Below are 13,890 nucleotides of genomic sequence, written 5' to 3'. Positions count from 1 at the left end.
CGGCGCCGGGCCGAGGCCCTCGCCGCCGGCGGCACCCTGGACTTCCTACCGGAGACCCGCGCCGTCCGGGAGGACGACAGCTGGCGGGTGGCCGGTGCCGGACCGGGCCTGCACGACCGCCGGGTGGAGATCACCGGCCCCCCGGAGCGCCGGATGGCCGTCAACGCGCTCAACTCCGGCGCCAAGGTGTGGCTCGCCGACTTCGAGGACGCCACCTCCCCCACCTGGCACAACCTCGTCACCGGCCAGCTCAACCTGATCGACGCGATCGAGCGCCGGATCGACGACACCACGGCCGGGGGCAAGCGGTACTACGTCGGGAACGACCCGGCCACCATCGTCGTCCGCCCCCGCGGCTGGCACCTCGACGAGCACCACCTGCTGATCGACGGCCGTCCGGCGATCGGCGCCCTGGTCGACTTCGGCCTCTACCTGTTCCACTGCGGACGGCCGCAGATCGCGGCCGGTTCCGGCCCCTACTTCTACCTCCCCAAGCTGGAGAACCACCTGGAGGCCCGGCTCTGGAACGACGTGTTCACCGTCGCCCAGGCCGAGTTGGGCATCCCGCACGGCACCATCCGCGCCACCGTGCTGATCGAGACCGTCACCGCCGCCTTCGAGATGGACGAGATCCTCCACGAACTGCGCGAGCACGCCGCCGGCCTCAACGCGGGCCGCTGGGACTACCTGTTCAGCCTGATCAAGAACTTCGCCCAGCACGGGCCGAGGTTCGTCCTGCCCGACCGCGCCTCCCTCACCATGACCCAGCCGTTCATGCGCGCCTACACCGACCTGCTGGTGCGCACCTGCCACCGGCGCGGCGCGCACGCCATCGGCGGCATGGCCGCGGCGGTCCCGCAGCGCGACCCGGACGCCAACGAAGCGGCCCTCACCCGGGTCCGCGCCGACAAGGAACGCGAGGCCGGGGACGGCTTCGACGGCTCCTGGGTGGCCCACCCGGGCCTGGTCGGCACCTGCCGCACCGCCTTCGACGCCGTGCTCGGCGACCGGCCGCACCAGCTCGACCGAGGCCGCGAGGACGTCGAGGTCACCGCCGCGGACCTGCTCGGCGTCCACCGGCTCTCCGTCGGCCTGCCCACCGAACAGGGGCTGCGCGCCAACGTCGCCGTCGCCCTGCGCTACCTCACCGCCTGGCTCGGCGGCACCGGCGCGGTCGCCGTGTTCGGCCTGATGGAGGACGTCGCCACCGCCGAGATCGCCCGCTGCCAGCTCTGGCAGTGGCAGCACCACTGCACCCGGCTCACCGGCGGCTCGCTCGCCACCCCGGACCTCGTGCGACGGCTGATCGACCGGGAACGGGCCACCCTGCTCACCGAGGGCACCGACCCGACGCTGCTGGACGACGCGACCCGGATCCTCGTCGACACCGCCCTCGGCGCCGAGCTGCCCGCCTTCCTCACCACCGAGGCGTACGCCCGCCACCTCGTCCGCACCACCGTCACTGCGGCCACCACCGCCACCACCGCCGTCTGACGCCGCTCCCGGAAAGGCACGCCATGAACGACATCCGACGGGTCGCCGTCGTCGGCGCCGGACAGATGGGCGCCGGCATCGCCGAGGTCTTCGCCCGCGCAGGCCTGGACACCATCGTCTGCGAACACGGCTCCGCCGCCCTGCGCGCCGCCCGCACCCGGATCGACCGCTCCCTGCACCGCGCCGTCGACCGCGGCCGCCTCAGCGAGCAGCAGCGCACCGACGCCTGGGCGCACCTGCTGTTCGCCGACGACCTCGAAGCCCTGGCCGACCGCCAACTCGTGGTCGAGGCCGTCGTCGAGGACGAACGCGTCAAGACCGACGTGCTCGGCGCCATCGACAAGGTGCTCGCCGCCGACGACGCCGTCCTCGCCACCAACACCTCCGCCATCCCGGTCACCCGCCTCGGCATCGCCACCGGCCGGGCGGCCAACGTCCTCGGCCTGCACTTCTTCAACCCCGCCCCGGTCATGCCCCTGGTCGAACTGGTCTCCTCCCTGCACACCGACCCGACCGTCCTCAACCGCGTGCACACCTTCGCCGAGGACGTGCTCGGCAAGCACGTCGTCCGCTCCCGCGACCGCGCCGGCTTCGTCGTCAACGCCCTGCTGATCCCCTACCTCCTCTCCGCGATCCGCCTCGCCGAAGCCGGCCACGCCACCGCCCAGGACATCGACGCCGGCATGGTCCACGGCTGCGCCCACCCCATGGGCCCGCTCCAACTCGTAGACCTCATCGGCCTCGACACCGTCCAGGCCATCGCGAAGTCGATGTACGAGGAGTACAAGGAGCCCCTCTACGCACCCCCGCCCCTCCTCACCCGCATGGTCGAAGCGGGCCTCCTCGGCCGCAAGACCGGCCGGGGCTTCCACCCCCACCGGTCGAACTGAGCGAGGGCGCGCCGAGCGACCCAGTGCCGCGTCAGGGGCAGGACTCGCCGAACTTGACGGCCTTGACCGTCACCGGCTGCCCGCTCAGGGCGGCACCGGGCGCCGGATCCTGCGCGCACACCTGCCAGTTCGACTGCACGATGATGATCCGGTTCTGCGCCGTGGCGTCCTTCGCGCTGATCGATGTCGCCCGGTCCAGGGAGTCGTGCACCACGGACACGGCCTTGCCCCTGAAATCGGGCATCGTGGCGCCGGCCTTCGTGGGACCGCCCGCACCCTGGTCCTGCGCGGGGCACTGCTCGTCCAACTTCACCGCGCCCATGTCGATCTTCGTACTGGTGGCCTGCTCTCCCGGCCCCGGCGTCTGGGTGCAGACCTTCCAGTTCCGGTCGTCGATCTGGTTGCGGGACCGGCCGAGCGCGTCATGACTCGTGAGCAGATAGAAGCCCGCCTTCTGGGCGGCGTCCTGGGCGGACTGCAGACCCATGCCGACAAAGGCGGGAAGTGCGGCGGCCTTCGCCTGGCCAGAGGCGGGAGCCGGTGCGGCAACTGGCGGCGCTCCGGGCGTGGTTGCCGACGGCGCGGCGGAAGTCCGCCCACTGCTGCCGACGGTGTCCGCCGGCTCGCACGCGGCGAGTGCGGCGACGGCCAGGCCGGCGGCGACGGAGGTGAGGAGGGTGCGGCGCATGTGATCCCCAGAGGTGCGGTGGCTGCTGTGGGGACCGTAGCGGCAGGGGCTCGCCATGTGTGGGCAATGTGATGGACCTGTGACCAGCACCCCTGTCCGACGTCAGCCGAACCGCACCACTGCGGTACTGCCGCGCGAAAGCACCCGCGCGTACTCGTCCTGACCGTCACCGAGCGAGCGGTAGCGCAGAACCGGATCACCGGCTCGCACCAGGGCGGTGGCACACCCGAGGCACCACGGCCTTGGCGGCTCCACCTCGATGTCCTCGATCACCGCGGGTGCGGCATGGCAGTTCGCACAGTCCGTCATCCGATCCTCCATGGCCAGGACCACATGGAGCCACGCCGGGTGCAGCCCCACCGGCCTTTTATGGTCCAGCAGACGCTCGCCGATCCGCAAACCCGACCGCGGGGCTCCTGGCACTGCCGGTCAGCGGCCCGCACCGGCGAGGCGGTGCGGGCCGAGGTAGTAGGAGAGCGCCGCGTGCGAGGGACCGTCCGGGATCCCGCCCGTGACCAGGAGGTCGATCACCTCGACCTCCGGCAGCCACTCCACCCGGGCCGCCTCGGAGATGTCCTGCGGCTCGCCGATCCGGGTGCAGCCGGTGACGTGGTACGACCGGAAGTGGGCGTCACTGATCCCGGACATGGCGTCGTACTCGGTCAGCAGCTCGACGCGGCCGGGCCGCCAGCCGGTCTCCTCCTCGACCTCGCGGGCGATCGCCTCGGCAGGCCCCTCTCCCGGGTCCGCCCAGCCGGCCGGGACCTCCCAGCCCCAGCGACCGGTGATGAAGCGGTGCCGGTGGATGAGCAGGAAGCGGCCGTTGCCATCGGTGACTACGGCCGTGGTGGAGGCTCGTGGCATCCGGACGACGTGGTGCTCGATCCGCCCGGTCCCGGGGATGTCGACCTCGTCCAGCCACAACTCGACCCACGACGACTCGTAGACCCGTCGCCGACCGTGGACCGGCCACTCCGCTCCCGCCACCGGGCACTCCTCCCACACGCAGGATCCGACGATCCGACCCTCTCATGAGCGCTGAGCGGGACGGCACGGATCGATCCCCCCAAGCCCGTTAGGCTGCCGGTATGACGATCAAGGCTGTGGTGTTCGACGTCGGGGAGTGCCTGGTCGACGAGACCCGGGAGTACGGTGCCTGGGCCGACTGGCTGGGCGTGCCGAAGCACACGTTCGTCGCCCAGTTCGGCGCGGTCATCGCCCAGGGTCGTGACTACCGGGACACGTTCCAGGTATTCCGGCCCGGGTTCGATCTGTACGCCGAACGCGAGCGCCGCGCGGAGGCCGGCGTGCCGGAGACCTTTGACGAGGGGGACCTGTACCCGGACGTTCGCCCCGCCTTCGCCGAACTCCGCACGGTCGGACTGCACCTGACGATCGCCGGCAACCAGACCGTGCGAGCGGGCAGGATCCTCCGCGAACTCTTCACCGACGACGTCGATCTGATCGGCACCTCCGACGACTGGGGCGCGTCGAAGCCGGACCCTGGCTTCTTCCGGAAGGTGGCCGAGGTCGTCCCGGCCGAACCGGGAGAGATCCTCTATGTCGGCGACCGACTCGACAACGATGTGCTTCCGGCCCGGGCCGCAGGGATGCAGACGGCGTTGATCCGCCGCGGGCCGTGGGGCTGGATCCAGCAGCACGACCCGGCGACCACGCGGGCCACCTTCCGGATCGACTCGCTCCTCGACCTGCCGAGGCTGATCGCGACGGCCAACTGATCGTTCCAGAACGAGATCTTGGTCTGGCCTCTCGGCTGAGATGGTGCTCGGTGGTGCGACGGAACCACTCGCCTTGCCTGCGCGTTGGCTCGACAGGACTGTAGGGGAGAACCTTGTCGAACGTGAGCTTCCCGTCGACGCGGGCGCTCGGACGCGGGGCGGCCTGGTACCGCGGGGACTGCCACGTCCACTCCGTCCACTCGGACGGGGAACTAACCCCTGAAGAGTTGGCCGTTCGGGCGCACGCCGCCAGGCTCGACTTCATCGCGACGACGGAGCACAACTCACCCGCGGCCCCCGGTGCATGGGGACATCTTGCCGCTGATGACTTCTTGATCCTTCTCGGCGAGGAAGTGACCACGAAGACCGGGCACTGGCTCGCGCTCGGCATCAACCCCGGCCAGGTCGTCGACTGGAACCACCAGGTCAGGGACGGGCTGATCGATCAGTGCCTGGACCAGGTGCATCGAGCAGGGGGCCTGTGCGTGGCCGCGCACCCGCATGCGCCCTACCCGTCGGGCGACTTCATGTTCCCCTTCCAGGGATTCGACGTGGTGGAGGTATGGAACGGCCTGTGGTCCTCGGACCGGCCCTGGAACGCCGACAACGAGGCGGCCCTGGCGGAGTGGGGGCGGAGCCTCGCGGCAGACATCCGTACGGGCTCGTGGCGACCGGCGATGGGCAACAGCGACACCCACTTGGAAGGGCAGATCGGCATCCCTCACACCGTGGTCTTCGCCGAGGAGCTGAGCACCGAGGCGGTCCTGGCCGGAATCCGCGCCGGCCGCAGCTGGATCGCGGAGTCGGCGGACGTGGACGTGTCGTTCACCGCCGCTGTCGAAGGTCGCGTTGCGGGGGTGGGAGAACGTCTCGCCACTCATGGTGGGCAGGTGGAAGCGCGGGCAGCAGTACGAGGTGTGCCGGCGGGAACCGTCGGCTTCCACACCGATCGGGGGAAGGTTCACCGGGCGTCTCTCCCCGCTGACGGGGCGGGCGTGGTGCAGTGGGACACGACGGCCGAGCACTCGGCGTTCGTCCGCATCGAGGTCCGCCGTCCCGGCGGACACGTCGCCGCACTCACCAATCCGATCATCCTGACCTGACTGCTCGCTTCACCGCACGGTGCGCAGGCGACGGAGGCAGCTGAGGCTGCAGGCCGGTTCGAGCAGGCCCTGACGGAGATCGGCGCGTCGTTCGTAGCGGATCCGGAGCCGTTTGAACCGGTGAAGCCGGGCGAGGGCCCGTGCGGGTGCGGTGGTTGGGGTCGACGGTGAGGGGGTTGGTGACCGGGGGCGACGGCGAACTCGGCGGTGCGTTGGCCGTGGCCGCCGCGGGAGACCGTCGATGGGCTTCGACACCCAGGTGTTCACGCCGATCCTCATGATGAGCCGGATCACCAGCTGGACGACCCACGGCTCCGAACAGCTCGCCCACAGCACGCCGACCCGCGGGCCGCACGCCTGCTACTACGGCCCGGCCCCCGGTCGGTGGGGCCGGTCGGGTCGGCGTGCTCCCGACCGGGCAGAATCGTGGGCATGCGGCACATCAACGTCATCGGCATCGGTGCGGGCGACCCGGACCACCTCACCCTGCAGGCGGTCAAGGCCATCGCCCGCACCGACGTGTTCCTCCTCCTCGACAAGAACGAGCAGCGCCAGGACCTCATGCGGCTGCGCCGGCGGATGATCGAGGAGCACGCCCGGCCCGGTCACCGGGTGGTCGAGGTGCCGGACGCCGAGCGCGACCGGAGTACTCCGGCCTACACCGAGGCCGTCCAGGACTGGCGCCGCCGCCGGGCCGAGCTGGTCGGCCGGCTGGTCGGCGAGGAGCTGGGGCCGGACGGCATCGGCGCGCTGCTGGTGTGGGGCGACCCCAGCCTGTACGACAGTGTGACGGCCGTACTGGACGAGGTGCTGGCGGCGGACCCCGGCGCGTTCACCTACGAGGTGGTGCCGGGCATCAGCAGCGTCTCGGTGCTCGCCGCCCGGCACCGCACCACCCTCACCCGGGTCGGCCGCCCGGTGCGGATCACCACCGCGCGCCGGCTGGCCGCCGAGGGCTTCCCGCCGGGTGCCGAGGACACGGTGGTGATGCTCGACGGGCAGGCCGCCTTCGGCCGGATCGACCCCGCAGGCGTGCACATCCACTACGGCGCCTACCTGGGCGGGGAGGACGAGATCCTGGTCTCCGGTCCGCTCGGCGAGGCGGCGCCGGAGATCGCCCGGCTGCGTGCGGAGGCCCGCGAGCGCAAGGGGTGGATCATGGACACCTATCTGCTGCGCCGCACCGAGGACTGACCCCACGCCGCCGCCCCGCCCCGCCCCGGTCCGTGACGGCCAGGGCGGAGCGGGCGGAGTCGGGTCAGCCCGCGAGTTCCTCGCGCAGGCGGCGGGCGGCGCCGACCAGGCTGTCCAGGGAGGCTCGGGTCTCCGCCCAGCCGCGGGTCTTCAGGCCGCAGTCGGGGTTGACCCAGAGCCGCTCGGCCGGGATCGCGGCCAGGCCCGCCCGCAGCAGGGAGAGCGCCTCCTCGGTGCTCGGCACGCGCGGGGAGTGGATGTCCCAGACGCCCGGTCCGACCTCGCGCGGGTAACCTGCGGCAGCCAGTTCATCGGCCACCTGCATGTGGGAGCGGGTCGCCTCCAGCGAGATCACGTCCGCGTCGAGCTCCTCGATCGCGGTCATGATCGCGCCGAACTCGGCGTAGCACATGTGGGTGTGCACCTGGGTGTCGGCGCGGACGCCGGAGGTGGCCAGCCGGAAGGACTCGGTGGCCCAGTCCAGGTACGCCGGGCGGTCCGCCGCACGCAGCGGCAGGGTCTCCCGCAGGGCCGGTTCGTCGACCTGGACGACGGCGGCGCCGGCGGCCTCCAGGTCGGTGACCTCGTCGCGCAGGGCGAGGGCGACCTGGCGGGCGGTGTCGCCGAGCGGCTGGTCGTCACGGACGAAGGACCACGCGAGCATGGTGACCGGGCCGGTGAGCATGCCCTTCACCGGGCGGTCGGTGAGGTCCTGGGCGAAGCGGAACCAGTCGACGGTCATCGGGTGCGGGCGGGAGATGTCCCCGGCGAGCACCGGCGGACGCACGTAGCGGGTGCCGTAGGACTGCACCCAGCCGTGCCGGGTGGCGAGGTAGCCGGTGAGCTGCTCGGCGAAGTACTGGACCATGTCGTTGCGTTCGGGCTCACCGTGCACCAGGACGTCCAGGCCGGCCTTCTCCTGGTAGGCGATCACCTCCCGGACCTCGGCCTCCATCCGCTCACGGTACGCGGCGGCGTCGATCCGACCGGCCGTCAGATCGGCGCGGGCGACGCGCAGTTCGGTGGTCTGCGGGAAGGAGCCGATGGTGGTGGTCGGCAGCAGCGGCAGGCCGAGCCGGGTGCGCTGGGCCTCGGCGCGCTGCGGGTAGGCCTGCGGGCGGCGGGCGTCGTCCGCGGTGACGGCCGCGGTGCGGGCGCGCACGGCCGGGTCGCGGGTGATCGGCGAGCCGGCCCGGGAGGCCAGGTCGGCGCGGTTGGCGGCGAGGTCGGCGGTGATCGCGCCGGTGCCCTCGTGCAGTCCGCGGGCGAGCAGGGCGACCTCGGCGGCCTTCTGCCGGGCGAAGGCGAGCCAGCGGGCGATCTGCGGATCGACGTCGCGCTCCAGGGCGGCGTCGATCGGCACGTGCAGCAGGGAGCAGGACGGCGCGACGTCGACGCGGTCGGCGAGGCCGAGCAGGGTCGCCAGGGTGGCGAGCGACTTCTCCAGGTCGTTGATCCAGATGTTGCGCCCGTCGACGACGCCCGCGACCAGCCGCTTGCCCGGCAGGCCGCCCACGGCGGCGAGGTCGTCCAGATTGGCGGCGGCCGGTCCGGTGAAGTCCAGCGCCAGGCCCTCGACAGGTGCCTTGGCGAGCACCGGCAGGGCCTCGCCGAGGCGGTCGAAGTAGCTGGCGACCAGCAGCTTCGGCCGGTCGTTGAGCGCGCCCAGCTCTCGGTAGGCGCGGGCGGCGGTGTTCAGTTCGGCGGGGGTGCGGTCCTGGACGAGGGCGGGCTCGTCCAGCTGCACCCACTGCGCGCCGGCCGCCTTCAGCGCGGCGAGCAGTTCCGCGTAGACCGGCAGCAGCCGGTCGAGCAGGGTGATCGGCTCGAAGTCCGCCGCCACTCCGGGGGCGGGCTTGGCGAGCAGCAGGTAGGTGACCGGGCCGACCAGCACCGGCCGGGCCCCGTGGCCGAGCGCGAGCGCCTCGGCGAGTTCGCCGACCGCCTTGGCCGGGTTCGCGACGAAGACCGTGTCGGGCCTCAACTCGGGGACCAGGTAGTGGTAGTTGGTGTCGAACCACTTGGTCATCTCCAGCGGCGCGACGTCCTGGGTACCGCGCGCCATGGCGAAGTACCCGTCGAGCGGGTCGGCGTCGACGGCGGCCCGGTGGCGGGCCGGGATCGCGCCGACGGCGACCGTGGTGTCGAGCACGTGGTCGTACAACGAGAAGTCACCGGTGGGGACTTCGCGCACACCGGCCTCGGCGAGCTGCTGCCAGTTCTCCCGGCGCAGCTCGGTGGCGGCGGCGCGGAGGGCGTCGGCGGTGACGGTGCCCTTCCAGTAGCCCTCGATCGCCTTCTTGAGCTCCCGGTTCCGGCCCTGGCGGGGGTAGCCGTGCACGGTCGCCCGGGTGGCCGCGGCTGCGGACTTCGCTGTCAAGGGACTCTCCTTCGCGAGTCTTGCTCCTCAAGGTGCCCGCTGACGGGACGAGGGCGCGAAGGGACGACGAGCCGGACGGTGGCCGCCGTGGACGGGCGTGCCTCAACCGCCTGCTGTGGTCGCCGACCCGCCCTCGAGGTCATCGGACAGCCGCCCGCGGATCCTCCGCGGACGGGCAGCGGGCAGGTCTTCGGACTCGCGGGCACGCTCGCCCTCGTCGAGGGCGGACACCTACTGGCCGTCGCTTCCCGGGCCCGGCTCGGGCCCAGTGCGTATGACGGCGGTCGTTCCCGCTCACCGCTGCGGGGCAGTCCCGGACTGGCCAGTCGAAAGGCGTCACCGGGTTCCCTCTTACGACGCCGTGCCTGGCGGGCAGGGCGAACCAGCTACGGGGCCAGCCTAGAGGCAAACCGCCGGTCGGGGCAGTGGATTCCACCGTGGTGTCCACGGGTCGGGACCGGCAGGGCCGGCCGGTGTCAGTCGGGCTGGAAGAACGCGAGCATCTTCCGGGCGGCGTCCGGCGCCCGCAGCATCGCCTGCATGTCCGTGGACATCCGGGCGGCAGCGGCGGTGCGTTCGAACATCTCGCGTTCGTACTCCTCGACGGCGGCCGGGAGGTCGTCCGGGTGCGCGGCGAGCGCGAGGCCGAGCAGGGCGCCGTCGAGCAGCGCCATGTTGGCGCCCTGTCCGATCGGCGGCATCAGGTGCGCGGCGTCGCCGACCAGCGTGACATCCGGCGTCGACGGCCAGGTCAGGCCGACCGGGAGCGTGGTGATCGACCGCGGCACGATGGTGTCGTCGCAGGCCGCGATCAGCGCGGTGAAGCGCGGGTCCCAGCCGGGGAGCAGGTCGATCAGCCGCGCCCGGGCGGCGGCCGGGTCGTCGAACGGGATCCCGCTGGTGGCGAACCAGTCCTCGGCGGTGTCGTAGAAGCCGAGGCCGATGCGGACCCGGCCGTCGCCGTTGCGCTGCGCGGCCAGGGACAGTCCGTCGCCGAGCACCCAGTAGGTGCCGCGTCCGACCATCGCCGCGAGCTCGGGGTGGGTGCGGTCGATGTCGGGGATGCCGACCTCGACCACGTTGTGGCCGGTGTGCGCCGGGCGGGCGTCGGTGAGCAGCGCGCGGACCCGGGAGTTCGCGCCGTCCGCGCCGACCAGCAGCTCGTACGTCGCGCTGCTGCCGTCGGCGAAGCGCAGCAGGCCGCTGTCGGCGGACTCGAACGCCTGCCCCCAGCGCACCACGCCCTCGGGGAGGGAGTCCAGCAGCAGGTCGCGCAGGTCGGCGCGGTCGACCTCGGGCCGCGCGAGCGGGGCGTCGTCGGGCGTGTCCTCCTGGAGCAGCAGGGTGCCGTCCGGCTCCAGCAGGCGCATGTCCTGGCCCTCGCCGCGGGCGATCGCGAAGAACTCGGCGAGCAGACCGGCCTCGCGCAGCGCCCGCTGGCCGGAGTGGATGTCGAGCATGCCGCCCTGGCCGCGCGCGTGGCGTGACGACTCGCGTTCGTGGACGACGCAGTCGATGCCGTTCACGTGCAGCACCCGGGCGAGCGCCAGGCCGCCGAGGCCGGCTCCGACGATGGCGATGGTCATGATTGCCTCCCCCTTCGATACAACCCCGGTGCATCTCGATACACCGTACTGGTCGATACACTGTATCTGCCGATGCGCTGTATGGTGAGCGGCATGTTGGTGTGGGAGAGGCCGGAGCCGCCGAATAGACCCGTGCCCGCCCCGTTGAGCCGGGACCGGATCGTGCGAACGGCGATCCGGCTGGCCGACGCGGACGGCCTGGACGCGGTGTCGCTGCGCAAGGTCGCCACCGAGCTGGACGTCCGCCCGATGCGGCTGTACGGCTACATCGCGAGCAAGGAGGAGCTGCTCGACCTGATGGTCGACGCCGTCCACGCCGGGGTCCGGCCGACCGGCGACCACTGGCGGGAGGTGCTCCGGTCCCATGCCGAAGCCACCCGGAGCGCCGCCCACGAGCACGAATGGCTCGCCGATCTGCTGGGCGGCCGACCCCAGCTCGGGCCGGAGGCACTGGCCGGCGGGGAGACCCTGGTGGCCGCACTGGGCGACCTCCATGTGGACGCTGTCATGCCGGTGGTCGCCGCGGTCAAGGCGTACGTGATCGGCGCGGTGCGGCGGGAGATCGCCGAGCGGCGGGCCGAGCGGGCCACCGGGATGGACGAGAAGCAGTGGCAGCGCTCACTCGGGCCCTACCTGGAACGCACCTTCGCCACCGGCAGGTTCCCCGCGCTGGCCACGGTGGTGCGCGATGCCGCCCACCTCGACGCCGACCGCACCTTCCGGATGGGCCTCGACTTCGTGCTCGACGGCATCGAGGCCCACCTCTCGCGGTGAGGTGACGCCCTGCACAGGCGCCGGGCGGAGCGACTCCCCCGGCGGGGCCTCGAAGCGCACGGTCGGCTCGAAGTTGGCCCGCCGGGCGGCGCGTCGGAAGACGGTCAGGACGGCGGGGCCGACCACGAGGACGGCCACGAAGGTGGTGACGGCGCGACCGGTGTCCCAGCCGAGCGAGGTCGCCACGTCGAAGAGCAGGTAGCGGTGCCACTGCTCGGTGAACGGCAGCCCGGGCAGGTAGGCGATCGAGCTGTTGGGGTCGGTCGAGAACGGCCAGAAGGAGAGGTTCAGCAGGAAGCCGAACAGGTAGCCGGAGAAGGCCCCGTAGACGGCCAGCATCGGCACCTCCCAGCGCCGCCGCAGGCGCGGCAGCAGCCCGGCGAGCAGGCCGACGAACGCGCAGCCGAACATCTGGTACGGCATCCAGGGGCCGACCCCGCCGGTCAGCAGGGCGGAGGCGAACAGCGAGGTGCAGCCGAGGGTGAAGCCGAAGCCCGGGCCGAAGACCCGGCCGGCGAGGACGAGGACGAAGAAGACCGTCTCGACTCCCGCCGTCCCCGCGCCGAGGGGGCGAAGCCCCGCATTGACGGCGGAGAGCACGCCGAGCATGGCGAGGGCCTTGGCGTCGATGCCGCCCGCCGAGATCTCCGCGACGACCACGGCGAGCACCAGGAGCATCAGCGCGCCGAAGATCAGCGGCGGGGCGTAGGAGGAGCCGAACTTCCCCGGGGCGACGACGAACGGCCAGGTGAAGGCGACGAGCCCGATGAACGCGGCAAGCGCCACGACCACCCGGGCCCGGCCGGGGATCCGGACGGCGGTCACCGGGCGACCCCTGCGGATTCGAGCGCCTCCGCGACCTGATCGATCGTCAGATAGTGCAGTGGGGCAAGGATCTTGGCGACCTGCGGGGCGAAGGTCGGCGAGGCGACGATGACCTCCTCCGTGCGGCCGTCCGCGACGATCTCGCCCTCGGCCATCACCACCACCCGGTCGGCGGCGGAGGCGACGAACTCGACGTCGTGGGTGGAGACCACGACGGTACGACCCTCGGCGGCGAGGGCCGCCACGATGCCGGTGAGCGCCGCCTTCGCGTGGTAGTCGAGGCCGCGGGTGGGCTCGTCCAGCAGCACCACCCTTGGCGCGGCGGCCAGTTGGATCGCCAGCACCAGGGCCAGCTTCTGGCCCTCGGAGAGGTCGCGGGGGTGGGTGTCGTCCGGGATGCCGGGGGCCAGCCGGTCGAGGATCCGGCGCGCGGTCGGCCCGGCCTCCCCTTCCGGCTCGCGGCCCGACTCCAGATCGCTCTGGGCCAGCTCCTGGGCCACCGACTCCAGGTACAGCAGGTCCGTCGGGGTCTGCGGGACGAGCCCCACCAGCCGCCGGGCCTCCGCCGCCGTGACCCGCTTGGGGTCCTTGGGCGGCCTGCCGTCCCCCCGGACCACCCGCACACTGCCGCCCTGCCGGGGCCCGGAGCCCTGGAGGGCCCACAGCAGCGAGGACTTGCCCGAGCCGTTGCGCCCCATCAGGGCCGTGACCTGGCCGGCCCGGAGCTCCAGGCCGACCTCCCGGACGGCGGTCACCGGCCCGTACCGGACCACGATCCGCTCGGCGGACAGCACGGTGTCGCCCTCGGCGCCGCCACGGCGCGCCGCCGGTGCCGGGCGCGCGGCCAGCGTCTCCCGCAGCGGGGCGGCGGCCCGGCGGGCGTCCCGGACGGAGAGCGGCAGTGGGCGCCAGCCGGCCAGCCGGCCGAGCTCGACGACCGGCGGCGCGATCGCGGTGTCCCGGAAGACCTCGGCGGGCGGGCCGTGCACGACGGTGCCGTCACCGGGCAGGTAGGCGACCCGGTCGGCGTACTGGACGACGCGCTCCAGGCGGTGTTCGGCGAGCAGGACGGTCACTCCGAGGTCGTGCACCAGCCGGGTGATCGCGGCGAGCACCTCCTCGGCGGCCGTCGGGTCGAGCGCGGAGGTCGGTTCGTCCAGGACCAGCACCCGGGGGTGGGCGGTGAGCACCGAGCCGATGGCGACCCGCTGCTGCTG

Annotated in this window: 12 protein-coding genes, 3 pseudogenes and 1 riboswitch; of the genes and pseudogenes, 7 read left to right on the top strand and 8 right to left on the bottom strand. The window is 72.6% G+C overall.

What is annotated here, in order from left to right; genetic code table 11:
* Both aceB and VR45_RS31005 read left to right on the top strand, forming a co-directional pair.
* A partial coding sequence (gene aceB, locus VR45_RS31010; protein ID WP_045943197.1) for a malate synthase A occupies positions 1–1,494 on the top strand: 1,494 nt, incomplete at its 5' end.
* 23 nt (positions 1,495–1,517) lie between these two features.
* A complete protein-coding gene (locus tag VR45_RS31005) occupies positions 1,518–2,384 on the top strand; it encodes a 3-hydroxybutyryl-CoA dehydrogenase (protein WP_045943196.1) in 867 nt (288 codons plus the stop codon).
* A 31-nt stretch (positions 2,385–2,415) separates the two neighbouring features.
* Here VR45_RS31005 and VR45_RS31000 read toward each other — a convergent pair whose 3' ends face one another.
* The 3 genes from VR45_RS31000 to VR45_RS30990 form a co-directional block, all read right to left on the bottom strand.
* A complete protein-coding gene (locus VR45_RS31000; RefSeq protein WP_052709501.1) occupies positions 2,416–3,072 on the bottom strand; it encodes a hypothetical protein in 657 nt (218 codons plus the stop codon).
* Positions 3,073–3,174: 102 nt separating this feature from the next.
* On the bottom strand, positions 3,175–3,381 hold the full coding sequence (locus VR45_RS30995) for a hypothetical protein (RefSeq protein ID WP_159394413.1): 207 nt from the start codon (positions 3,379–3,381) through the stop codon (positions 3,175–3,177).
* Positions 3,382–3,501: 120 nt separating this feature from the next.
* Positions 3,502–4,059 carry an NUDIX hydrolase gene (locus VR45_RS30990; RefSeq protein ID WP_045943193.1) on the bottom strand — a complete coding sequence of 186 codons (558 nt, stop codon included), beginning with the start codon at positions 4,057–4,059 and terminating at the stop codon, positions 3,502–3,504.
* Positions 4,060–4,160: 101 nt separating this feature from the next.
* Here VR45_RS30990 and VR45_RS30985 point away from each other — a divergent pair, with 101 nt between their 5' ends.
* Together VR45_RS30985 and VR45_RS30980 are read left to right on the top strand one after the other, a co-directional pair.
* Positions 4,161–4,811, top strand: coding sequence for an HAD family hydrolase (locus tag VR45_RS30985; protein WP_045943192.1), 651 nt, complete (start codon positions 4,161–4,163; stop codon positions 4,809–4,811).
* Positions 4,812–4,933: 122 nt separating this feature from the next.
* A complete protein-coding gene (locus tag VR45_RS30980) occupies positions 4,934–5,914 on the top strand; it encodes a CehA/McbA family metallohydrolase (RefSeq protein ID WP_045943191.1) in 981 nt (326 codons plus the stop codon).
* Between the two features lie 9 nt (positions 5,915–5,923).
* Here the strand turns inward: VR45_RS30980 and VR45_RS48070 are convergent.
* A pseudogene (locus VR45_RS48070) lies at positions 5,924–6,055 on the bottom strand (IS5/IS1182 family transposase); the annotation flags it as partial.
* 100 nt (positions 6,056–6,155) lie between these two features.
* Here VR45_RS48070 and VR45_RS49225 point away from each other — a divergent pair.
* Positions 6,156–6,287 (top strand): annotated as a pseudogene (locus VR45_RS49225) (bifunctional 2-methylcitrate synthase/citrate synthase); the annotation flags it as partial.
* A 59-nt stretch (positions 6,288–6,346) separates the two neighbouring features.
* Positions 6,347–7,108, top strand: coding sequence for a precorrin-6A synthase (deacetylating) (cobF, locus tag VR45_RS30975; protein WP_045943199.1), 762 nt, complete (start codon positions 6,347–6,349; stop codon positions 7,106–7,108).
* A 64-nt stretch (positions 7,109–7,172) separates the two neighbouring features.
* On the opposite strand, the gene metE is transcribed toward cobF, so the two are convergent.
* Both metE and VR45_RS30965 read right to left on the bottom strand, forming a co-directional pair.
* Positions 7,173–9,488: a 5-methyltetrahydropteroyltriglutamate--homocysteine S-methyltransferase gene (gene metE, locus VR45_RS30970; RefSeq protein ID WP_045943190.1), complete on the bottom strand. Its 2,316-nt coding sequence runs from the start codon at positions 9,486–9,488 to the stop codon at positions 7,173–7,175.
* A 184-nt stretch (positions 9,489–9,672) separates the two neighbouring features.
* Positions 9,673–9,842: riboswitch (cobalamin riboswitch) on the bottom strand.
* A gap of 122 nt (positions 9,843–9,964) precedes the next feature.
* Entirely contained in the window at positions 9,965–11,074 is a 1,110-nt protein-coding gene (locus VR45_RS30965; RefSeq protein WP_045943189.1) for an FAD-dependent monooxygenase, read from the bottom strand.
* 93 nt (positions 11,075–11,167) lie between these two features.
* On the opposite strand from VR45_RS30965, the gene VR45_RS30960 reads away from it, so the two are divergent.
* Positions 11,168–11,848: a TetR/AcrR family transcriptional regulator C-terminal domain-containing protein gene (locus tag VR45_RS30960; protein WP_199926034.1), complete on the top strand. Its 681-nt coding sequence runs from the start codon at positions 11,168–11,170 to the stop codon at positions 11,846–11,848.
* A gap of 42 nt (positions 11,849–11,890) precedes the next feature.
* Here the strand turns inward: VR45_RS30960 and VR45_RS30955 are convergent.
* Positions 11,891–12,691: pseudogene (locus VR45_RS30955) on the bottom strand (ECF transporter S component); the annotation flags it as partial.
* The coding region (locus tag VR45_RS30950; RefSeq protein ID WP_045943187.1) for an ATP-binding cassette domain-containing protein at positions 12,670–13,890 on the bottom strand (1,221 nt) is incomplete at its 5' end. The pseudogene VR45_RS30955 and the gene VR45_RS30950, both read right to left, overlap by 22 nt.

This window comes from Streptomyces sp. NRRL S-495 (assembly GCF_000966955.1).
Taxonomy (GTDB): domain Bacteria; phylum Actinomycetota; class Actinomycetes; order Streptomycetales; family Streptomycetaceae; genus Kitasatospora; species Kitasatospora purpeofusca.
This window is presented reverse-complemented; position numbering and strand designations above follow the sequence as displayed.

Bases quoted from the DNA above. Each gene is read 5' to 3' on its own strand.
- VR45_RS30960 (WP_199926034.1), top strand. From the start codon at position 11,168: ATGTTGGTGTGGGAGAGGCCGGAGCCGCCGAATAGACCCGTGCCCGCC.
- VR45_RS31005 (WP_045943196.1), top strand. From the start codon at position 1,518: ATGAACGACATCCGACGGGTCGCCGTCGTCGGCGCCGGACAGATGGGC.
- VR45_RS31000 (WP_052709501.1), bottom strand. From the start codon at position 3,072: ATGCGCCGCACCCTCCTCACCTCCGTCGCCGCCGGCCTGGCCGTCGCC.
- VR45_RS30985 (WP_045943192.1), top strand. From the start codon at position 4,161: ATGACGATCAAGGCTGTGGTGTTCGACGTCGGGGAGTGCCTGGTCGAC.
- cobF (WP_045943199.1), top strand. From the start codon at position 6,347: ATGCGGCACATCAACGTCATCGGCATCGGTGCGGGCGACCCGGACCAC.
- VR45_RS30965 (WP_045943189.1), bottom strand. From the start codon at position 11,074: ATGACCATCGCCATCGTCGGAGCCGGCCTCGGCGGCCTGGCGCTCGCC.
- VR45_RS30995 (WP_159394413.1), bottom strand. From the start codon at position 3,381: ATGACGGACTGTGCGAACTGCCATGCCGCACCCGCGGTGATCGAGGAC.